The following is a 21,947-nucleotide window of genomic DNA, read 5'->3' as shown; positions in this document are numbered from 1 at the left end:
GCGCTGAATCAGTCGAAACATTCGGTGACTGACACTCCGTTATCGCGGGCAAGCCCGTTCCCACAAAGGCCTTTAAGTAATATCGGCCGCTACGGGGGCATCCAGGCCCATGGCATGCAGGCGGGCGTAATAGCCGTTCTGCGCCAGCAGCTCGCCGTGGGTGCCGCGCTCGACAATTCGACCGTCGTCCATCACCAGGATCAAGTCGGCCTTCTCGATGGTGGACAGGCGATGCGCGATTACCAGGGTAGTGCGGCCCTGCATGACTTTGTCCAAGGCCGCCTGAATGTGCCGCTCGGATTCGGTGTCGAGGGCCGAGGTGGCCTCGTCGAGAATCAACAGCGGCGCGTTCTTCAGCAAGGCCCGGGCGATTGCCAGGCGCTGTCGCTGGCCACCGGAAAGCAGCACGCCGTTTTCACCGACCTGGGTGTCGAAGCCTTTTGGCAACTGGTCAATGAAGTCCTTGGCATAGGCATCCGCCGCCGCCGCTTCAACGTCCGCACGCGGCGCGCCGGCCAGGTCGCCGTAGGCGATGTTGTTGGTCACGGTGTCGCTGAACAAGGTCACATGCTGCGTTACCTGGGCAATGTGTTTGCGCAGGTTGAGCAGCTTGTAATCCTCAACCTCTACGCCGTCCAGCAGGATTTCGCCGCTTTCATGGTGGTAGAAGCGCGGGATCAGACTGGCGAGAGTCGACTTGCCGCTGCCGGAACGGCCCACCAGGGCGATCATCTGCCCAGGCTCAGCGGTAAAGCTGATGTCCTTGAGCACATGGCGTTCGGTGCCAGGGTAGGTGAAGTTCAGGTTGCGCACTTCCAGCCGGCCACTGACCTTGTCGCGCTCGAGGGTGCCGCCGTCGACTTCCTGCTCTTCGTCCAACTGCTCGAAAATGCTTTCAGCGCCGGCCACACCCTTCTGGATGGTCGAGCTGACTTCCGACAATTGGCGGATCGGCTTGGGCAGCAAGCCGGCCAAGGTGATGTAAGCCACCATGTCACCGGCCGAAGCGTCGCCGCGAAGGTAAAGCACCAGGAACATCAGCACCGCCATGGCAGTGTAGATCACCAGTTGCAGCAACGGGGTATAGATCGCCCCGGTGCGGGTCATGCGCAGTTGCTTGTCGGTGTTGCCTTGGCTGGCTTTGAGGAAGCGCTTCTCCTCGTAGACTTCACCGCCGAAGCTGCGCACCACGCGATAACCCTGGATGGTTTCCGAAGCCACGTGGGTCACGTCGCCCATGGCCACCTGGATCTTCTTGCTCTGCTTGCGGAATTTCTTACTGGCCGTGCTGACCATCACTGCAATCAACGGCAGGATAGCGATCATCACCAGCGTCAGGCGCCAATTCATGTACAGCAGCGAGGCAAACAGGAAGATCACCGTCATGCCTTCGCGGATCACCACCTTGATAGCATCGGTCGCCGCCCCCGTGACCATGGTCACGTTGAAGGTGATGCGCGAAATCAGGTGCCCGGAGTTGTGGTTGTCGAAGTAGCGGTTGGGCAGCGTCAGCAGGTTGTTGAACAACTGCACCCGCAGGTCGTGGACCAGGCCCAAAGAGACCTTGGCCAGCAAGTAGTTGCCCAGGAACGAACCCAGGCCCTGCCAGGCTGCGATCAGAATGATCAACAACGGCACGGCTTGCAGCAATTGCAGGTCACGCAGGAACGGTACGTTGGGGAACAGCACCGCTTCAGGGTTGGACAGACCGTCGACGAAGTACTTGAGGATGTACCCCAGCATGGGCTGGGTCGACGCGAAAATCAGAAATCCGACGATACTCAACGCGAACAAGCCAGCGTAGGGCTTAACGTACATGAGCAGGCGGAAGTATATTTTCAAGCTCGAAGGGCTTGCGCTCGGACTGGAGTCGGTCATATCACGCGGCGTTTTGAAAAAGGAGGCTGACTTTAGCACAGCTTCTCTGTTGTACTTGCACCCGGCATGACCCTCGGCCCGGTTGGATCCAACCGACGACATTATATAGCCACTACTTTAAGATGGTCGGCTTTCTCTATTCTGGAATGGCTTTTCTGTATGCACTCCAAGCGCCTTACTTATGGCTCAAATCGCGTTTTCGACTTCGTGGTCCTATGGATTTTGCCCATTGGCTTATTGTTGCTGCTGAGCTCGCTGTTCTACGTCACTAATCGCAATGTAATGCACCGGTTCTACTACGGTTTCTTCAGTGTCCCGACCTTGCTGCTGCTGTGCTTGCGCCCCCAGGAACTCAAAGAGTTGCTGCGTGAGCCCTTAGTGGTCGCCCTCCTGGCATTTTGCGCCTGGGCGCTGACCACCGTGCTGTGGAGCCCTGAACCTACCGGCGACTCCAACCTGTTCAAGGTACCGCTGCAAACGTTCATGTTGTTTGCTGGCTGCGGGTTGCTGCTGCATTACCGCAACGAGCTGTTCAAGCCGGTCTTCTTCAGTGCCGCGGTGATTGCACTGGTGGTGTGCCTGGGCAACCTTGTGGCGTTCGCCAAAGGTTTTGAGCCGGGCATGCGCATGATCGGCGGCCTGGGCGCCCTCGACAACCCGCTGCTCAGTTCGCACCTGTTCGGCTTTTTCTGCGTGTACTGGCTGTACGTCTGTGTAACCACCAAACGCTTGCACATGCTCTGGCTCAGCGTTCCCGCCCTGGCAATCATGACCCTGGCAGTGCTGGCCACAGGCTCCAGGACGCCGTTGGTTGCGCTGGTTCTGGCGGTGCTCTGGATGGGCTTGCTCAGCCGCAATCGTCGTTCGGTGCTGATGGTTGCAGGCCTGATAGCGGCGGCCGCCGCATTGCTGCTGTTTTACCCACAACTGATTACCGAACGCGGCAGCTCATTCCGCCTGGAGATCTGGCGCATCATTCTGGGCCGTATCGCTGATCATCCATGGATCGGCCACAGCTACGACTCCGAACTCTACGTGCAGCCTGCGAACTACGACGGGACACTTCGCGAGCCCCACAGCTTTGCCTTGGGCGTGCTGTATTACGTCGGCATCATCGGCTTTATCCCATGGCTCTTCATGCTCGGCTGGGGCTTGTACAAAAGCCTCAAAGAGCGGGCGCAGCCACTGTTTATCCTGGCATCGTCACTGCTGGCCTACGGCATCGGCGCCGGCCTGACCGAAGGCGGTGGCATTCTGTCGCGGCCCAAGGAGCACTGGTTTTTGCTGTGGGTTCCACTGGCACTGATCGCCGGCCTGAGCATCGCCCAACGCCGCCGCAGCCTGCTGCGCATGCCAGTAGCAACGCCCAAGCCACAGGCCTTTGAAGCGTTGTGCAACGGTGCCCACGTCATCGAGGAGGATGGTCTGGGCCCGAAGGTGCTACGCCTGGAGGACGGCAGCTTCCTCAAACTGTTCAGGGCGCGCCGCTGGTACACCTCCGGCCGGTTTAATCCCTATTCGGAGCGCTTCGCCAGCAACAGCGAACAGCTGCAGCAATTGAGTATTGCTTCGCCGCCTATCCTCGACCTGTACAGCTTGCAAGATGGCAGCAGCGCCGTGCGTTATCGGCCGCTGCCGGGCCTGACCCTGCGCCAGGCGCTGCAAAGCCTGGACGCCAGCCTGCGAGAGTCGCTGATCGAACGTTTTGGCCGGTTCATGGCACAGCTGCACGAACGCGGCGTGTACTTCCGCTCGCTGCACTTGGGCAATGTCCTGCTTCTGGAAGATGGTGAGTTCGGGCTGATCGACGTGGCCGACATGCGCATTTACCCGTCAGCACTGCGCAACACGCTGCGCCAGCGCAACCTGAAGCACATGCAGCGTTACCCGCAGGACCGCAGCTGGTTGTTCGAAACCCATTTTGAACAGTTGGCCAAGGGCTATGCGTCAGTAGCCTCGCCGCAAGCCACGGTTAAGCTGCGTGAGCAAGTGCTGACACTCGCGCGCCCCGGCGCCTAACAGCAAGCCTGTGCGCCCCAGGGCTGGGGCGCACAATGCGCTGTCAGTCTTTCTCCAGCGGGGAAAAATACAACCGGCTCAAGCCGCGCCAGGTTTTCTTATTCCAGGCCCGGAACGGGATCTGCGCCAGCAGCTCGCGCGCCAACTTACGATCACGGTTGGCGGTCTTGAGGAACATGGAGCTGAGGAACTTGTAACGCACCTCGTCATAGAGCGGGTGGTCGCTGAACAACGCGTAGGAACGCAAGATATTGTCGATCATGAATCGATGGTTCTTGTACGAGTTGGTGGCGTGCTTGCGATAGCGGGCCATGACCACGTTCAAGCCATCGATGAAGTACCCGGCGTGGGTAATTTTCAACTCGATCAACAAGTCTTCCAGACGAATCTTCGGATCAAACCCACCGACCTTCTCCAGCGCCTCGCGCCGGATCATCAGCGTGGGTGCGGGCGGGTACGGTTTGCGCTCCAAGAACATATCGTCGAAGTCCAGGCGCCGAAACGGCACGTCGCGACGCTGGCGCTTTTCAGGAAACAGCTCGCCTTGGGCGTCGATCAGTTCGATGTTACCCGCGCAGATCCCCACCTCCGGCTTGCCATCCATATAGGCCACTTGGGTCGCAATCCGCTCTGGCAACATGATGTCGTCGGAACCGAACGGCACAACCAACGGGCCTTGGGAGCGTGCAATCGCGCCATTGAGCGTGTTGGTCAGGCCTTGGTTCTGCTGGACGCGAAAGTCGAAGGTGTGGTGTTCCTGCAACCGACGAATACGCTCGACACTGTCGTCTGTCGACCCATCATCAATCACCAACAACTCGATGTTTGGATACGTCTGGTTCAGGGCACTGAGGATGCTTTGCTCGATGTACGGCGCATGGTTATAGGACGCGATGATCACCGTGACCAAGGGCTGACTCTGGTTCATACATTGTTCCTGCGGGCTTGAGCCAATCCTGAATCAATCAGTTCGAGGTATTGCTGACGGAACACTTCAATGTCGTGCTCCGCCTGGAGGTACTGGTAGGCCCGCTCGCCTTTTTGCACGAGCGTTTCATCGGGCAGCGCCAGGTAGGTATCCAGCGCCTGGGTCAACTCGGGGACGTTGGCCGGCTCAACCGCCAGGCCGCCCGCCCCTTCAATCAGCGGCAGCATGGCCGGCACGCTTGACGCGATCACCGGCAGGCGCCCGCTCATGCCTTCCAGCAGCGCCAGGCCCAGGCCTTCGGCCAGGGAAGGCATCGCCCAGATATCAAAGGCGCGAACGTACTGCAGGGCATTTTCCTTGAAGCCCAACAAGTGCACACGCCCAGCCAAGCCAAGGCTCTGGATTTGCGCGGCGAGGTTGGACTCCTCACGCCCCGCGCCAATGATGGCGAGCTGCGCTGTGGGGTATTTGTCTTTGAGTGCGGCGAACGCCTGCAACAAATAGGTGTGCCCCTTGACCGGCACCAGGCGCCCCAAGGCGCCGATCAAACGCACCGAAGGGTCGATGCCCAGCAACTCACGCGCGCGTTCACGCGAATGCTGCAAGGCTTCGGCCTGCTCGATGTCGATGGCATTGGTGATGGCGTAGGTATTGCTATCGGTAAACCCGCAGTTGCAGTCCAGCAGGTACTGCTTGACCGCCGGCGACACACCGACAAAACGCCAGTGCTCGTCGACCCAGCGCTGCGCCTGCTTGCGTCGGTACAGACGGTCATACTCGCCGAAGCCGTGGGAGATGCCGATACACAACGGGATCTTCAGCCAGCGGTTCAGCTGCAACATCATGTTGACCGGTTTGAAGCGGTTGCACACCACGACGTCAAACTTTTCCCTGCGGCAGAACTTATACAACTGCCACATGGCGCGCAGCCTCAAGCCCTTGAGTGACGCGTCGGAAAACTCGAAGTAGACGGAGGTCGCCGCGCGACTGACCGGCCCCCCAGGCTCCGGCTGGCCACGCAGGAACGCGGCGGTGACTTCATAGCGGTCCGCAGGCAATGCCTTGACGATCTGTTCGGCCAAGTCGGCAAAATCATGGGATTTAACATTGTAGTCAGGCTGCAATTGCAGGACCTTGAAAGGCCGACTCATAACTCTCCTCGATGGAAACCTGTGGCATCAACAACCCAGGATGACTCAGCGGCCAGTGCCTCGGTGTACTCAGCGCTTGGCGCGGGCACCAATGGCCACTGATTACGCTTCCAGCAGACAAAATGGAAATACGGAAATTCCCGGTCGCCATCTCTGTCGTTGGTCAAATGACCATTGTTCCAAAACCATTGGTGCGGGAAGCGATCAGTGCCGTCATGCCACTTGATCACACCACCCGGCGTACTGAACGCCTCGGTGAACTCACTGCGACGGCGCCACGGGTTGAGTTTGCCCACCAGATTGAACAACGGCTTGGGAAAATTCTTGCGCCACAGGAAAATACGGCTGAACGCGCCTTCGTCCAGCGCATGATGCTCCTGATCGGTGAAACGCGCTTCCCAATCCTTGATCCGCATAAACACCTGGCGCTTTCTGGCAGTGTTACGCATCAGGCACAAATGGCCGGCAACCCGCCGTTCATGGGTCGAAAACAAGTCATAACCGGCCAGGCGGTCAGCCGTGAAATACCGGCGCAGGTCGCCATAGATCAGGTCCAGGTCGCCAAACGCCCAGAAATCGTACCCCTCTAGGCGATCGGCATGGATGTGCCCCAACGCAGGCTTGATGTCGCACAACTTGTAGGCGGCCTGCGGCGCAAAATTGATGTACAAACGCTGTGAAACCAACGCGCAGTAATCAGCAAAGCTGATGCTTTCAATCCTGACATTGTCCGGGACGTTGTCCGGTATCGGGCAGTCGCTGAACAACAGCCAGTCAATATCCGCATTGCGCCGGCAGCTTTCGAGAAAAAACGGCATCCAGAAAGGCCAATGGCCAAAGTATGGGATGAGGAAGAGGATGCGGGGGCACGGATTGATCACTGGGGACTCACTGTCAGTTTTACGGGAGCGCTCAGCGCTCCAACACGTTGCTTAACGTTACTTGTGCTTGATGAACCAAAAAAGCTCATGCCGCCGAATGGCCTTGCGGAAAAACTCGTTCTCACCCCAGGGCGAGACAGCCCTTCCCGCCAGCCAGCGCTGTATGACACGCCGCACACGCCGCTTGAACGGCATCCTGGGCTGCAAGTCATGCATCATGCCCAGCGACATGGCCTTGTCACACTGCCGGCCTTCGGACACCGGCAGGCAATAAGGACGCAAAGTGTACGTGGAATCAAAACATGGTGGCAAAGCGATACCGGCGCCCGAATCGCCCATCGGCCAGCGGTCATTGTCATGCAGGTGATTGGCGTAACCGAGCAACGTCGTCGGCTGCCATTCAAGCCCCTGTAAGGCTTCCAATACGGCTTGCTGCGCGCAGATATGATCAGGATGCGGATCGAGCACCGGATGGGGCAACACGATGACTTCCGGGCGGGCCATGAGCAGCAACGCGCGCAGGTCGGCCAGCAGGTTGTTCCAGGTCGGCCGGCCATCGGCATCCGCCGGCAAAGGGAACGGATTGAATTGGCGGAACAGGCGAATGTCGCTCAACTCGGCCTCTCGCGAAGCCACGGCGCGATCCGGCTCGGCTTTCATCGCCGCTAATTGCAGGCAGAAATACCCCAGCTGAACGCAATGTTCCTGCGCCACCCCAGCCCAACGCGGTACGGCGACACTGTCCCAAGCACGCAAACGGCCCTTGAGGCGTGCCGCCTCAGGCTTGCCCAGGCCCATGTGCTGATAGTGCTCGGCTTCGATCTCGCCCGCCGTCAACGTCACGATCCAGGGTTGAGTCGCCTGGCTGTACAGGCCAAAGGCCGCCAACTCGGCATCATCGGCGTGCGGCGCAATGACCATCACCCGTTGCTCGCGCACATCAGGCTGACGGAATACCGACAGCACTGGCGTACCCAGCACGCGGCAGCACCGAGCCCCCAGCAGCAGTTGCCCATCGAGCAGCGCTTGCGTTTGGCCGGTGAGGTTCAGGTAGCGCAGGCCATTGACGCCGCGCTCGAACACTTGGCGATCAGCGCCAGGCAAGGTAATAAACGGGTCGATAAAGCGGCCCAACGCGCTGCTCTTGAGGCGCAGCGCGAGGATCAGGGTCTCATTGCCCGCCAGCTCCAGCGCCTCGCCTAACACCAACCGGCCGTTGATCAGCGTGACCTTGGGCTGCTCGGTATCCGCTGCAAACTGATACTGGTAGTCGTCCTTGGGCGAGTAAAACAGGTGGTCGGCAAACCAGGCTTCATGGGCCACCCAGGCCAGCACTGCAAGCACCAGCGGCAGCCACCAGGCCACCAGCACACCCACGCCAATCAACAGCAGCAGGCCGATCAGCAGGCTGATGCGTTTATTACGGCGGTGGCGCTTGAGCAGCGCCTGCTTACGGCTCGTCGACTCGCTCATACGTTGAATACCGGTACAGGGTTGCACCAACGGTCCTTGTATTCGCGGTCAGCCCGGCCGAATGAGAACCGCAGCGGCTTGCCGGCTTCACGCGCCTGCTCCCAGGCACTTTGCGTGTTGAGAAAGCTCAGTACGCTGCCCGGGCTGAACGCGCGCGTTTCAGGGTCTACGCCGCCATTGATGTACTCGACGCTGATCCATTCGGGCGCTTCAACGCGGTAGACCAATTGAATGGCAATCGGCGCATCGTTGAGGAAAATCACCGAACCGATCAGCCATTCACGCAGCAACTCGATCACCTGCGCCATGCGCTCGGCACCGGTGGCGGCAAAACCCCAGCGGCGCTGGAACAGGTCGCAGTAAATCGCTGCCAGCTCTGCACTGGAGAATTCCTGGACCGCACGCACCACGCCGCCCGCCTCTTCCAGCAAACGCAACTCACGGCGCTGGTTATAGCGAAACTTCTTCGACAGTTCTTCCGGCGTACGCGCCATGGCCAACTGCTCGGCCTGGAGCTTGAGGCCAGCAAACCGGCCTTCATTCAGGGCCGAGAGGTAGCGCCCGCGATGGCGCAACGGCGCCTGGGCATCGGCGGCGGCAGGCAGGATCAACTCGGCATTGCCCAAGTCGAACAAGCCCTTCTTGCCATGGCGCTTGAGCACATCCTTGGACAGGGCCAAGTCGCGCCCCCAGGTCGCAATGCACGCCTTGAGCTCACCGCCTTGTTCCCACGCCAAGTAGCGCACAGGAATGTCGGCCAGCCCGGCCAGACGTTCAACCACCTGCGGATGGGTGGCGACACTGCCACCGTAACGCTGCCAGGCGTCACTGTAAGTGGGCGCGTCAACGACCGCCCAGCCACGCTCACGCCAGCCTTGGAATCGATTGAGCATCAGGCCCTCGCGGTCAGTGCAATGACAGGCGGCAACAGCCAGAACGTATCGCGTACCGCCTGATCCGAAAACCGCTCGTGCAGGCGCTCGAGCATCATCTCGGCACACTGTTGGTGCTGTTGACGATCCATCGCCGCCAGGTGCCGAAGCCCTTGGCCCAGGCGTTCGGCGTCACCGAACGGAAACAGAATACCCACGCCCTCGACCACTTCCCGGGCGCCGCCACACGCAGTTGCCAACAGCGGCACGCCAGCGGCCATGGCTTCCAACAGCACCATGCCGAACGGCTCGTGATCGGAACTCAGGGCAAAGGCGTCGAACGCTCGGAAGTAACGGCGCGCCTCCGGCACCTGGCCGAGGAACAGTACCTGCTCGGCAATGCCCAACTCGCGGGCCAAAGCCTTGAGGTCTTGTTCCAGCCGACCGGTACCGAGGATCGCCAGGCGACTCTGCGCAGGCAAATGTGGCAACGCCAGGGCAAAACCCTTAAGCAAGGTGGCTTGGTCTTTGTCCGGGTGCAGACGGCCGACGTTGCCGACCACCCACTCGTCCGGCGACAGCCCCAAGGCATCCCGCGCCGCCTCGGCCGACACCTGCTGGGCCTGCAGGGCGTCAACATCGATGCGGTTGTACAGCGTCTGAATACGCGCCGCCGGCCAGGTCGGCAGGCAACGGCGCATGTCATCGCGCACCGCATCGGACACACCGAGCAGGCTCAGGCGTTTGCGGAAAATCGAGGCAAACAGCTTGCGGGTGCGGCGCTCATAGTCACCGAACGCGTGATGCACACCGATCACCGGCAAGCGCGTGCCAAGCAAGGCGATATAGATCGGCTTGAACCGGTGAGCGATGCAGAAACTGAAGTTGCGCGACGCTGCGATCTTGCGCAGCTCACGGATGGCGCCCAGCTTCAGGCCACGAATGGCCTTGGAGCTGAATTCCATGAACAACACTTCATCAGAGGCGCAACCGGCGGCGACCTCGGGGTCAGCGACCCCGGTGAGAAACACCGTGGTCACTTTATAGCCCGAGCCTGCGAACAGGCTCGCGTACTGCCGCGCGCAATCCAGGAACGGCCCGTCATAGCCGTGGCAGAACTGCAGGACGTGGCGCTCAGCCGACCGAGTCATAAGGGTCCACGCCGTCTTTGACGACCAGGATGTCTTCCATGATCAGGTACTGCAGGTCGGAGCCGAAGAACATGTTCAGCGCGTCGGTCGGCGAGCAGATCATCGCTTCGCCACGACGGTTGAGCGAGGTGTTCAGCGACACGCCGTTGCCGGTCAGCACTTCCAGCTCTTTCATCATGTCGTAGTAGCGCGGGTTGTATTCGCGTTTGAGCACCTGGGCGCGGGACGTGCCATCTTCATGCACCACTTCCGGCACGCGGGTTTTCCACTCGTCCGACACTTCAAAGGTGAAGGTCATGAACGGCGCCGGGTGATCGACCTTGATCATCTGCGGGGCCACAGTGTCGAGCATCGACGGGCAGAAAGGCCTCCAGCGCTCGCGGAACTTGATCTGGTGGTTGATGCGATCCGCCACGCCGGTCGCGCTCGGGCAACCGATGATCGAACGACCGCCCAACGCACGCGGGCCAAACTCCATGCGGCCCTGGAACCAGGCCACCGGGTTGCCGTCGACCATGATCTTGGCGATGCGCTTAGGCATGTTCTCGATCTTGCGCCACACCGGCTTGCTCGCGTGCTTGGCGCACGCGGCGATCACGTCTTCGTTGCTGTAGGACGGGCCGAGATAGACGTGTTCCATCTTCTCAACCGGTACACCACGGGCGTGGGACACGTAGGCCGCCGCACCGACGGCGGTGCCGGCATCGCCGGACGCCGGCTGCACGAACAGCTCCTTGACGTCATCGCGGGCAATGATCTTCTGGTTCAACTTAACGTTCAGCGCGCAGCCGCCGGCGAAGGCCAGCTTGCCGGTGTCCTTGAGGATGTCACCCAGGTAGTGGTCGATCATCTGCAAGGCCAGCTTTTCGAACAGCGCTTGCATGCTGGCGGCGTAGTGGATGTACGGCTCGTCGGCGATGTCGCCTTCGCGCTTGGGGCCCAGCCACTCGATCAGCTTTGGCGAGAAGTAGAAACCCTTGCCCTTCTCTTTGTAGCGGCGCAGGCCGATGACGTTGGCGTAGTCGGTGTTGATCACCAACTCGCCATTCTCAAACGAGGCCAGACGCGAGAAATCGTACTTGCTGGCGTCGCCATACGGCGCCATGCCCATGACCTTGAACTCGCCGTCGAGCATCTCGAAACCGAGGAACTCGGTGATCGCGCCGTACAGGCCGCCCAGGGAATCCGGGTCGTAGAATTCTTTGATCTTGTGGATCTTGCCGTTTTCGCCGTAGCCGAAGAACGTGGTGGCGTACTCACCCTTGCCGTCGATGCCCAGGATCGCGGTTTTTTCCTGGAAGCCGGAGCAGTGGTAGGCGCTGGAGGCGTGAGCCAAGTGGTGTTCAACCGGTTCGATCTTGATTTTCTTCGGATCAAAGCCCAGTTGTTCCAGGCACCAGACGATCTTGTTGCGATAGCGCTTGTAGCGACGGTTGCCCATCAGGATCGCGTCGAGGGCGCGGTCCGGGGCGTACCAGTAACGCTTGGCATAGTGCCAGCGCGCCTCGCCGAACAGGCTGATCGGGGCGAACGGGATCGCCACCACATCAACGTCGGAAGGTTTGATGCCGGCCTGCTCCAGGCAGAACTTCGCCGACTCGTAGGGCATGCGGTTCTTTGCATGTTTGTCGCGTACGAAGCGCTCTTCTTCGGCGGCCGCGATCAGCTTGCCGTCGATATACAAGGCTGCGGAAGGATCATGGCTAAGGGCGCCGGACAGGCCAAGAATCGTCAATGCCACAGGGGTCTAGCCTCTTTTAGTCTGCATACAGGCGGGTTGCGCCTGAAAAAAGTGTGCCTCTCGCCTGGACGAGAAACAGCTAAAGGGCGGGATTATAGCGTAAAGACGTCCGGTGATGATCTAGCGTTTATGGCGACCCGTTGTCACTGCGCCCTAGCGAAAGATCTCAATACTGCCGTCCTTGCTCTGCCGATAGACCGTGTAAGGCAGCACCAACGTATCCAGAACGCCTGATGCGACAAAATCAATGGCCATCCAAGGAATCGAGTTAACCTGCTGGTCCGCCATATTCCCGTGACTGTTGGGCTCGCCATTGAGGGAGCAGAAGTCATACACCACGCCACTGTAAACACGCGGCACATTCTCACAGTGACTGCGCAGTTCTTTAAGGTTGCGGCTCGTCACCGCGTCTTCTCTAAATACCGTATTGATCGTGCCGCAACCGGCAGTCGAAAGTGCAATCGCAGCAAGAAAGGCATTCTTTACAAGCTTCATCAGTAGCATCTTCTTGAGTAGAAAACGGCAGCTTAACCTAGGGTTGCGAACTCCAGATAGATCGACAAACCACCGATGAGTCAGTCGGCAAACGCCTGCCGAGCCGTTAAACTTGCGCACTTTTGCGCGCCAGCGCTGCGCGCTATGGATGTCGGCTTGCTTATGAACGTTGTCACCCCCATCTGTTTCACGATGTTGCTTGCTGGCCTTTTGGGGGTGAGCTACAGCGTCAGGGCCGACGAGCCCCCACTGATCCTCGACCCCAGCGTGGTCACCGGTTCACGCAGCGCCAGCCCGACCTTCGACCTGCCGTACTCGGTGGACAGCATCAGCCACGAGCAAATCAGCGACGGCCAACTCGGCATCAACGCCTCCGAAGCCCTTTCGCGCGTGCCCGGCCTGGTGGTGCAAAACCGCCAGAACTACGCGCAGGACCTGCAGATTTCCTCGCGCGGCTTCGGTGCCCGTTCGGCGTTTGGCGTGCGCGGCATCAAGCTGATGGCTGATGGCATTCCCGCTAGCACCCCGGACGGCCAGGGTCAGGCCGCCACCTTCAACCTCGACACCGCCGAGCGCATCGAAGTCCTGCGCGGCCCGGCAGCCACTTTGTACGGCAGCAACGCCGGCGGGGTGATCCAGATGTTTTCCCGCAACGGCGAAGGCTCGCCGCGCATCGGCGCCGAAACCCTGGTGGGCAGCGACGGCCTGAGCAAGCACCACCTGACGGCCGAAGGCGCAGCCAACGGCGCGGGTTTCGTGCTCGACGCCTCGCGCATGGACACCGACGGCTACCGCGACCACAGCAGCGCCCGTCGCGACCAGACCTTTGCCAAGCTGAACTTCGAGCCGGATGACGACAGCAAACTGGCGCTGATTTACAGCAGCCTGGAGCAGAACGGCACGCAGGACCCGCTGGGGCAGAAATGGGCAGCCTATAAAGCAGATCCGCGCTCTGCGGATCCCGCCGCGCTGCAGTACAACACGCGAAAAAGCATCGATCATCAGCAATTGGGTATGAATTACGAGCGCTACATCGGCGATGCGACGTTGCAGGTGAACGCGTATACAGGGCGGCGGAGTGTGATTCAGTATTTGTCGATTCCCGGCGGTACGCCGTCAGACAAGCGCGGCGGCGTCGTGGACTTCGACCGCAAGTTCTACGGCGGCTCCATCCACTGGCTGCAACCGATCACCAGCGCCCCCGGCGACCTGACCCTGATCACCGGCCTCGACTACGACCGCAGCCAGGATGATCGCCAAGGCTATTCCAACACCCTCAACGGCGTGCACGGCGTCAAAGGCGCCTTGGGCCGCGACGAAATCGACACTGCCACCAGCCTCGACCCGTTCGTGCAAGCCAACTGGCTGCTGGGCGACTGGACCCTGCAAGCAGGCCTGCGCCACAGCACCCTGAAGATGGACGTGGACGACCACTTTCTCAGCGACGGCAACGACAGCGGCAGCAAGACCTACCAGAAGAACACGCCGTCAGTGAGCGTGATGTACGCCTTCACGCCAGACCTGCATGGTTACGTGAGCGCGGGCAAAGGCTTCGAAACGCCGACTCAGGCGGAGTCGGCGTATTCCAGCACCTCAAACGGCTTCAATTTCGCGCTCAAGCCTTCCGTCAGCAAACAATACGAGGTCGGCCTGAAAGCACGCATTGGCCAAGACACGCGCCTCAACGCCGCCCTTTTCCAGATCACCACCGAGGATGAATTGGTAGTGGCGCAATCCAAGGACGGGCGCACCACTTATCAAAATGCCGGCCGCACCCTGCGCCGTGGCTTCGAACTGGGCCTTGAAAGCCAGCTCAGCGACCACTGGAGCACAAGCCTCGCCTACACCCGACTGCAAGCCACCTACGACAGTGACTTCATCGGGAACGGGAAAGCCATCGACAAAGGCAACTACCTCCCGGGCGTGCCCCAAACCACCCTTTTCGCCGAGCTGAACTGGAAGCCCCGCGACTGGGTCAGCACCGCCATCGAAGGCATTTACCGCAGCAAGGTCTACGTCGAAGACACCAACCAGCAACGCGCCGCGCCGGGCTACAGCGTATTCAACTGGCGTGCGCGCTTTGAGCAGAAGGTCGAGCACTGGACCTTTCACCAGACCTTGCGTTTGGATAACTTGCTGGATCGCCAGTACGTGGGTTCGGTGATTGTCGGGGACGGCAACTTCCGCTATTACGAAGCGGCACCGGGAAGGTCATGGTATGCGGGGGCTGGGGCTGAATATCAGTTCTGATCAGGCCACGCGGCGCCTAGGGGGCCCTATTGCGGCATGGGTATCTACGCGATTTTTTGTGTTGCGCTAGGCTTTTGGCGGGGCTTTTAGGTAGATATGAGTACATATCCGTTGCTGCGGTAACGGCTGATATGGGTTCCGCCCTTACGGCGGGTCACTTTTGGAAAAGAGCCCCAAAAGTAACCAAAAGGGCTCTTGCCCCACCACTCGGTGCCTCGCCTAGGCTCGGCATGCCCTCACTCCGGCTTGAATCCGTGGGCCGCCGCCATGGGCCATCCTTGGCCCATCGCGGCTAACCCGGCGTCCTGCCGGGTTACCCACGGATTCAAGCCTGCGTTCGGCCATCGTGGTTAACGGGGCGCCTCAGATCAAGATCAAGATCAAAAGCAAGAGCACGGCGGCCTAGTAGCCGACCTGAGTGGTAGAAGCAAAAGCAAGGCAGAAGCAGAGCAGAGCAGAGCAGAGCACCACCCTATCTAGCTGATGTAATGAGATCCCAATGTGCGAGCGGGCTTGCTCGCGAAGGCGGTGGGTCAGCCAGCTCATGTGTAACTGACCCACCGCCTTCGCGAGCAAGCCCGCTCCCACAATTTTGACCGAGTTTAGCTGCCTGCACCGTGGCACTCTGTTTTTCTGTGGGAGCTGGCTTGCCTGCGATGCAGGCACCTCGGTGTATCAGGCATAGCCAGTTGATGCCATCGCAGGCAAGCCAGCTCCCACATTAGATTGAGTTCAGTTTCAAATATCAGGTCGGCTGTCAGGCCGCCTCGGTTTTGCTTTTGATTTAACCACTCAGGTCGGCTACTAGGCCGCCGTGCTTTTGATCTTGATCTGAGGCGCCCCGTTAAACCACGCTGGCCGAACGCAGGCTTTGGAGCGGGGGTAAACCGGCAGGACGCCGGTTTAGCCGCGATGGGCCAAGGATGGCCCATCGCGGCGGCCCCCGCTCCAAAGCCGGAGTGAGGGCACACCGAGCCTAGGCGAGGTGCCGAGTGGTGGGGCAAGAGCCCTTTTGGTTACTTTTGGGGCTCTTTTCCAAAAGTGACCCGCTGTAAGAGCGGAACCCATATCAGCCGTTACCGCAGCAACGGATATGTACCCAGCGCCCCCCCGCGACAACCAAAGAACTCAACCCATAAAAAGTTGCGTAGATACCTATGCCCGCGATAGGGCCGAAAGCCCGCTTTAACCGGCGACGCCGATCTCTTTGGGCAAACGCTGATCGATCAGTTGGTACAGCGCACTGCTCTGCGGCCAGTTGCGCATAAACCGCGCGCGATCCTTGGCATACGCCGGCGCAAAGCTGGCGACTGAGCTGTGCTGACACATGGCGTCCAAGTCAATCAACGCCCAGCGGTCTGCGTGCCAGAACAGGTTATGGCCCTTGAAGTCGCCGTGACTGATGCGCTCACGAATCAGCTCGGCAAACAGATGATCCAGCGCCAGCAGCTCGCTTTCAGGCGCATCGCCGTGCTCAACGTAAGGCGCGAAACGCTCGATGATGTCCGGCCCCGGCAAAAACTCAGTCACCAGATACGCACGGCTGCGCAGCCAGAAGAACCGCTTCTCCAACACCGCCAGCGGCTTGGGCGTAGCAATCCCCAGAAACGCCAGGCGGTTGCCTTCGCGCCACGAATGCCAGGCACGGCTCGGGCGCCAGAAGCGCTTGAGCCAATGGGCAAAGCCCTTGATGTTGTAGCGCTTGATCACCAGCGGCCGACCGGCCACCTCGACCTTGCCCACACTGGCCGCACCACCGGTTTTGTACAGGTGGCCCTGATCCAGCAATGCATCAGCCCGCTCCAATACCGGCAGCATCGCGACCTCTTCCTCGCGACGAATCGCGCGCAAGGCAAAGGCGCCACGCACCACGCTGAACAGCGTGCATTCGCGGCCAACCTTGTTCAAAAAGTCCCTCAAGCGCCAGGCGCTGACTTTGCGCACCTGTTTTTCCAGGGCCTCCAGCGGCACAGCATGTTCGCCATTGCTCAGCAGGTAGTACACCAGCAGCTCTTCGGTGAACGGCTCAACATTTTTCGGCAACTGCGCAAAAAACACCCCGAGGTTTTCCAGGACGCGGTTGCGCGACAGCGGTTTGCCCGCCTCTTCGACACGAATCCCGGCACCGTCAATCAGGTACAGCTTGCCGTTCTGGCGCAGCAGGTTGTCCAGGTGCAGGTCTTCCTGCCACAGGCCTTTGGCGTGCATCTGGGCAATCGCCGCCAGGGCCTCAGCGAGCACGGCGGTTTGTTCGTCAGCCAGCGGCGGCAAGCCTTCGACGGCCTGCCAGGCATCGGCAAGGCTTTGGGCGCCTTCAATAAATTCAAACAGCAGCCAGCCGCCCTCGCCTTCTTGCAGGCCATCGGCAAGCAGCAATGGCGTGGTCAGGCCTTGCTCGGCGAGCAGGCGCACACCGCTGAGTTCGCGCTGAAAGTGGCGTGCCGCCTTGCTGCCGACCAATAACTTGGCCAGCACCGTGCGCCCGCGCCAGACGCCAGCACCCACGTAGCGCTCGCCCGGTAACACGCGCAACAGGCTGAGCAGTTGCAACTGCCCTGGGCCTGCGGCGTCCGCCAGCTCGATAGTCAGCGGCAGATCAGGCGTGCGGCCGGCTTTCTTCAGCTCGGACAAACGCATCAGCGGTTCTCCTTATGGCTGCGGCGCGCCGTCAGGCGTTGGAACCAGGCGGCCACCGGTGCGCTGTCTTCAGGCTGTTGCAGATAGGCGGCCAGCAGTTGGCGCACTTGCGCGTCCGACCATTGCGGCGCGCGGCGCAACAGCGGCTCCAGGTCCTTGACCCGATCACGCTGGCCGAACAACAGCGGGCGAGTTTTCTCAAGGTCAATCAACTGCGCGGCATAGCCGTCGCCGAGAGCCTGCAAAAAAATATGCTTGGGATAAAAACAGCCATGCACCTGGCCGACGCTGTGCAGATGACGAGCCAGTTGGCCGCACGCCAGCAGGATCGCGCAGTGCTGGGCGTCCGTGAGTTGCGGCCATTGCTCCAGCAACGAATCCAGGTCGTTCCAACCGTCCAGGGCGCGGGTCAGCAACATCGCGCGGTGCTCGCCATTAACCTTGCGCTCACCGAAAAACGCCGCCTGCAATGCCGGAATACCGAGCTTCTGATAACGGCTGATATTGCGGAATTCACGCGCGAAGGTGGGCTCGCCAAACGGCTTGTGCAGTGTGCGCGTCAAGTAGTCGCTTTGGCGCTTAAGGTAGTAACCCTGGCCTTCGAGCTCCAGGCGAAACACGCTGCTCCAGCCGCCTTTGCTGGTATTGGGTTCATCCACCGCGTCCAGTTGCCTGGCCCACAGGGCATCGAAGGTAGCGAGGCCGTTGCGCTCAAGTAAGGCGCGGTCTTCGGCCGCCAGGAAATCACTCATTCGCGTCCCTCGAAAAACTTCACCACGTGGCGAATTCGCTGTTTGTCCGACGCCGTCAGGTGCGTGCGTTGGCGGTATTGCATGTAGAAGCGCAGGCGCTGGGTGGCCGACAAGTGATACTTGGCGACCTTGTCCAAGCAGGCCAAGTCCTTGGTGATACGGTACTTGAGCCAGAAGCCACGCCAGAAGTCGCCGTTGGGGCAATCGATCAGGTACAGGGTTTGCTGGTCATCGACCAACAGGTTGCGCCACTTCAAATCGTTATGGGTGAAGCGGTGCTCGTGCATGGTGCGCGTATATTCGGCGAGCTGGCGGCTGATCGCGCTGACCCACTTGGGATCTTTCAAACACGGATCGTTGCGATCAGCCAGCACCGACAGGTCTTCGGTTTTCGGCAACTCGCGGGTGATCATCGCACCACGGGCGTAGGCCAGGCCCTTGCGCTCCAGGCCCCAGGCCACTACGTCAGCAGTGGGAATACCCCATTTGGCGAAGCGCTTGAGGTTCTGCCACTCGGACTTCACCCGTGGTTTGCCCAGGTAGCGACGCAGGCCTTTGCCGGCACCGACGTAGCGCTTGACGTAGTAATTGACCCCGCCGCGCTCTACCCGAACCACTTCCGACAGCGGGTCGTGGGTCAGTTGCTCGCCTTCCAGAGCAAATACCGCCTCAAGGCTGCCGAAATCATCCGCCAGGGCGGCGTAAGCGGGCTCCAGGTTCCAACCCGCCATCAGAGCGCATCCCCGTAGCGTTGTTTACGCGCGTAAAGCTTGTCAGCCTTGGTTTGCAGCCATTGCAACAAGGCGTTTTCTTCGGCGAGGATCTGGCGCAGCGGTTGCTGGAAGTAGCCCTTGAGGAAGCGCAACTTGTCGCGACGCGTGAGGCCGATATCCAGCGCCGAGAAGTACAGCGCGGCCAAGTCTTTGTCGCGCCAGCGATGGCTGATCCTGTCGCGGGTCTGGGCGCGGTGCAGGTCGATCAGCGACAGCTTGAAGTCATCGAAGGTCACCGGCTTATCGGTGTGCAGCAGGAAGTGGCAGATGTAGCAGTCGCGGTGATTGACCCCACCGCGATGCATCATGCCGGTCATGCGGGCCACTTCAGCGATCAGCGCGCGCTTGAGGCGTGGCTCCGGCGGCTGCTTGACCCAGTCGATGCTGAAATCTTCCAGGCTGACGGTGGGCGCCAACTCTTCAGTGATGATGAACGAGTGCTGGTCGGCCGGGTTACTGCCGCGCTCGCCGTAAGCCACGGCGGTCATGGTCGGCACGCCGATTTCCTGCAGGCGTTGGATGGCCTGCCACTCCTGGCCTGCGCCGAGCACTGGCAGCTTGGCGGTGACCAGGTTCTTGACGATCTCGCCCCAGCCGATGCCACGGTGGATCTTCACAAAATAGCCACGACCATCCACCTCGGTACGCAAGGTACGGCGGGCTTCGAGTTCACGGTACACCTCGCCTTCCAGCCGCTCGACTTCGGCAAAGGCATCACGCCCAGCCCAGAGGGTCTTGAACGGTTCGGCAAGCATCAACTTCATCGCTTTGGCTCCGCCAGAATCACATCGGCCGCGTGCTGCGGCATGCTATAGAGGTCGGCCGTCTCGGCGAACGCCAACCCATTGCGGCCCCAGGCCGCGCGCTGTGCAGTGTCGGTGAGCATTTGGGTCAGGTAGTGGTTGAGCTGCGTTTGTTCAAACGGCTCATCCAGCACCAGACCACTGTCGGCTTCGCGGATGTAGTGGGCATAACCACACACCGCCGAGACCAGCACCGGCAACCCGGCCACCAGGGCTTCGAGCAACACAGTACCGGTGTTTTCGTTGTACGCCGGGTGGATCAACAGGTCGGCGCCCAGCAGGAAACGAGGGATATCGCTGCGGCCCTTGAGGAACTGCACGTTATCGCCCAGCCCCAATGTCGCACTCTGCAATTGGAATACTTTGGGGTCGTCCTGGCCAATTACAAACAGTCGGGTGCGTTTTTTCAGTTCCGCCGGTAGCGCGGCCACGGCCTTGAGGCTGCGGTCGACGCCCTTGGTCTTGAAGCCGGAACCGATTTGCACCAGCAGCAAGTCGTCGTCGGCGAGGTTGAATTCCTTGCGGAAGCCTTCGCGGATTTCGGCGGCATTCGGCGGTGCGCGGCGGTCCTGGGCGATGCCCGGCGGCAGCAGGTGGAAGCGTTCCAGCGGGGTGTCGTAATGCTTGATGAAGAGCGGCTGCTGCACTTGCGAGATCATCAGGATTTCAGTCTTGGCGCCCCTGGCGAACACCGCGCGCTCGTACTCGGCAAAGTGCTTGTAACGGCCAAAGCTTTTGTACAGCGAATGACGCAGGTTTTGCGCCTTGTCTTCAAAGCAGCCGTCGGCGGCGTAGTACACGTCCAGGCCGGGCATTTTATTGAAGCCGATCAGGCGGTCCACCGGGCGCTTGGCCAAGTCGGCTTCCATCCAGGCGCTGAGCTTTTCATTGCGACGGTGATTGAAGAACGCCTTGACCGGCGCCACCAGCACTTCGAAGCCCGGCGGTATATCGCCCTCCCAGATCAGCGTGTAGACACGAATCTGGTGGCCGCGCTGCTGGCACTCCAGGGCGATGCGCATGAAGTCGCGCTGCAGGCCACCGAAGGGGAAATATTTGTACAGAACAAAAGCCAGTTGCATCAGTGCAGCTCCTCAGCCAGTAACAACGTGCTCAGTCGGCTTGCCACACGCTCAGGGTTCAAGCGCGTGAAGCACAGGGGCGACTCGCGCTTGATGTCGAACCGACGCAGGTCGTCGGCCGTTGGTTGATAGGTACAGTGTTTTTGCAGGCACGGCGCGCACGGGAAGTCGCTGGCCAGGTGAATCTGGCCCTTGCCGTAGGCGCCGGTCAGGCCAGGGTTGGTGGGGCCGAACAGGGAAATGGTCGGCACGTCCAACGCAGCGGCCAAGTGGCCAAGGCCGGTGTCGACCGCCACGCAAGCGCGGGCGCCGGCCAGGACGCGGGCCACACCGGCCAGGTTCAGCTTGGGCAGCACTTCGGCGTTTGGCAGGCCTTGGGCCAGGCGTTCGGCGCGGGCTTTTTCGTCGGCATTGCCCCACGGCAACTTCACGTCCACACCCAGGCGGCCCATGCGCTCAGCCAACTCGCGCCAATAGGCTTCGGGCCAGTGTTTGGTGTCCCAGGTGGTGCCGTGCAGCAGCAGTACAAAAGGTTTCTTCGGCGGCAGGCCGAGCAGTTTGTCGACGCTCAGGCCGTAGTCGCCCAGCCCTTTGGGCAAGTCATAACCCAGCGCCACGGCGAACAGCTGGCGCAAACGCTCCACCGCATGCTGCCCACGGGCTACAGCCAGGCGCCGCGAGTAGAAGCGCGAGGCCATTGGCTCGCGGGCCGAGTGTTTGTCGAAACCGGCCACTGGGGCACGCACGTAGCGCGTCAGCCAGGCGCTTTTCAGCAGGCCTTGAGCGTCGATCACCAAGTCGTATTTAGTCGCCTGGATACGCTGTTTGAAGCGCCGCCACTCGCCACTCTTGATGGTTTGCCAGATGTTTTTGCGCCAGCGGCGAATCGCCACCGGGATGACCTTGTCCACCGCCGGGTGCCAGGTGGGGATTTCGGCGAAGCCTTCTTCCACCACCCAATCAAAGCGAATGCCAGGGATCGCCCGCGCCGCGTCGGTCAGTGCCGGCAAGGCGTGGATCACGTCGCCCAGGGATGAGGTCTTGATTACCAATACTCGCAA

17 protein-coding genes are annotated in these 21,947 nt (G+C 60.6%); 2 read left to right on the top strand and 15 right to left on the bottom strand.

The window, feature by feature from the left end; genetic code table 11:
- Window positions 1–72 precede the first annotated feature (72 nt).
- Window positions 73–1,878, bottom strand: coding sequence for a lipid A export permease/ATP-binding protein MsbA (msbA, locus tag ACI77I_RS03490; RefSeq protein WP_094952891.1), 1,806 nt, complete (start codon window positions 1,876–1,878; stop codon window positions 73–75).
- A gap of 159 nt (window positions 1,879–2,037) precedes the next feature.
- Between msbA and ACI77I_RS03485 the strand changes: the two genes are divergently transcribed.
- Window positions 2,038–3,897, top strand: coding sequence for an O-antigen ligase family protein (locus tag ACI77I_RS03485; RefSeq protein ID WP_406996967.1), 1,860 nt, complete (start codon window positions 2,038–2,040; stop codon window positions 3,895–3,897).
- Between the two features lie 43 nt (window positions 3,898–3,940).
- On the opposite strand, the gene ACI77I_RS03480 is transcribed toward ACI77I_RS03485, so the two are convergent.
- From ACI77I_RS03480 to ACI77I_RS03445, 8 genes are all read right to left on the bottom strand, one after another.
- A complete protein-coding gene (locus tag ACI77I_RS03480; protein ID WP_094952893.1) occupies window positions 3,941–4,825 on the bottom strand; it encodes a glycosyltransferase in 885 nt (294 codons plus the stop codon).
- Entirely contained in the window at window positions 4,822–5,976 is a 1,155-nt protein-coding gene (locus ACI77I_RS03475) for a glycosyltransferase (protein WP_094952894.1), read from the bottom strand. The genes ACI77I_RS03480 and ACI77I_RS03475 overlap by 4 nt, the downstream gene beginning before the upstream one ends.
- Window positions 5,973–6,857: a DUF6625 family protein gene (locus tag ACI77I_RS03470; RefSeq protein WP_406996966.1), complete on the bottom strand. Its 885-nt coding sequence runs from the start codon at window positions 6,855–6,857 to the stop codon at window positions 5,973–5,975. The genes ACI77I_RS03475 and ACI77I_RS03470 overlap by 4 nt, the downstream gene beginning before the upstream one ends.
- 57 nt (window positions 6,858–6,914) lie before the next feature.
- Window positions 6,915–8,330 carry a PIG-L deacetylase family protein gene (locus ACI77I_RS03465; RefSeq protein WP_094952896.1) on the bottom strand — a complete coding sequence of 472 codons (1,416 nt, stop codon included), beginning with the start codon at window positions 8,328–8,330 and terminating at the stop codon, window positions 6,915–6,917.
- Window positions 8,327–9,223 (bottom strand): antimicrobial resistance protein Mig-14, encoded by an 897-nt coding sequence (locus ACI77I_RS03460; RefSeq protein WP_094952897.1) that lies wholly within the window; start codon window positions 9,221–9,223, stop codon window positions 8,327–8,329. Before ACI77I_RS03460 ends, ACI77I_RS03465 begins: the two co-directional genes overlap by 4 nt.
- A complete protein-coding gene (locus ACI77I_RS03455) occupies window positions 9,223–10,353 on the bottom strand; it encodes a glycosyltransferase (protein ID WP_406996965.1) in 1,131 nt (376 codons plus the stop codon). The genes ACI77I_RS03460 and ACI77I_RS03455 overlap by 1 nt, the downstream gene beginning before the upstream one ends.
- Window positions 10,337–12,094, bottom strand: coding sequence for a carbamoyltransferase (locus ACI77I_RS03450; protein ID WP_094952899.1), 1,758 nt, complete (start codon window positions 12,092–12,094; stop codon window positions 10,337–10,339). The genes ACI77I_RS03455 and ACI77I_RS03450 overlap by 17 nt, the downstream gene beginning before the upstream one ends.
- A gap of 153 nt (window positions 12,095–12,247) precedes the next feature.
- Window positions 12,248–12,589: a YceK/YidQ family lipoprotein gene (locus tag ACI77I_RS03445; protein ID WP_094952900.1), complete on the bottom strand. Its 342-nt coding sequence runs from the start codon at window positions 12,587–12,589 to the stop codon at window positions 12,248–12,250.
- Window positions 12,590–12,751: 162 nt separating this feature from the next.
- Between ACI77I_RS03445 and ACI77I_RS03440 the strand changes: the two genes are divergently transcribed.
- Window positions 12,752–14,839, top strand: a complete 2,088-nt coding sequence (locus ACI77I_RS03440; RefSeq protein WP_406996964.1) for a TonB-dependent receptor family protein — start codon at window positions 12,752–12,754, stop codon at window positions 14,837–14,839.
- Window positions 14,840–16,024: 1,185 nt separating this feature from the next.
- Here the strand turns inward: ACI77I_RS03440 and ACI77I_RS03435 are convergent.
- Genes ACI77I_RS03435 through waaC form a run of 6 tightly spaced genes read right to left on the bottom strand, consistent with a single transcriptional unit; the run spans window position 16,025 to window position 21,947 of the window.
- Window positions 16,025–17,476 carry a lipopolysaccharide kinase InaA family protein gene (locus tag ACI77I_RS03435; RefSeq protein ID WP_406996963.1) on the bottom strand — a complete coding sequence of 484 codons (1,452 nt, stop codon included), beginning with the start codon at window positions 17,474–17,476 and terminating at the stop codon, window positions 16,025–16,027.
- On the bottom strand, window positions 17,476–18,228 hold the full coding sequence (locus ACI77I_RS03430) for a lipopolysaccharide kinase InaA family protein (RefSeq protein ID WP_094949237.1): 753 nt from the start codon (window positions 18,226–18,228) through the stop codon (window positions 17,476–17,478). The genes ACI77I_RS03435 and ACI77I_RS03430 overlap by 1 nt, the downstream gene beginning before the upstream one ends.
- Window positions 18,225–18,959 (bottom strand): lipopolysaccharide kinase InaA family protein, encoded by a 735-nt coding sequence (locus tag ACI77I_RS03425; protein WP_242154074.1) that lies wholly within the window; start codon window positions 18,957–18,959, stop codon window positions 18,225–18,227. The genes ACI77I_RS03430 and ACI77I_RS03425 overlap by 4 nt, the downstream gene beginning before the upstream one ends.
- Complete coding sequence (rfaP, locus tag ACI77I_RS03420) at window positions 18,959–19,765, bottom strand: lipopolysaccharide core heptose(I) kinase RfaP (protein ID WP_094949239.1); 807 nt, start codon at window positions 19,763–19,765, stop codon at window positions 18,959–18,961. The genes ACI77I_RS03425 and rfaP overlap by 1 nt, the downstream gene beginning before the upstream one ends.
- A complete protein-coding gene (locus ACI77I_RS03415; protein ID WP_094949240.1) occupies window positions 19,762–20,886 on the bottom strand; it encodes a glycosyltransferase family 4 protein in 1,125 nt (374 codons plus the stop codon). The genes rfaP and ACI77I_RS03415 overlap by 4 nt, the downstream gene beginning before the upstream one ends.
- Entirely contained in the window at window positions 20,886–21,947 is a 1,062-nt protein-coding gene (waaC, locus tag ACI77I_RS03410; RefSeq protein ID WP_094949241.1) for a lipopolysaccharide heptosyltransferase I, read from the bottom strand. Before waaC ends, ACI77I_RS03415 begins: the two co-directional genes overlap by 1 nt.

This window comes from Pseudomonas sp. D47 (assembly GCF_045447305.1).
Taxonomy (GTDB): Bacteria; Pseudomonadota; Gammaproteobacteria; order Pseudomonadales; family Pseudomonadaceae; genus Aquipseudomonas.
This window is presented reverse-complemented; position numbering and strand designations above follow the sequence as displayed.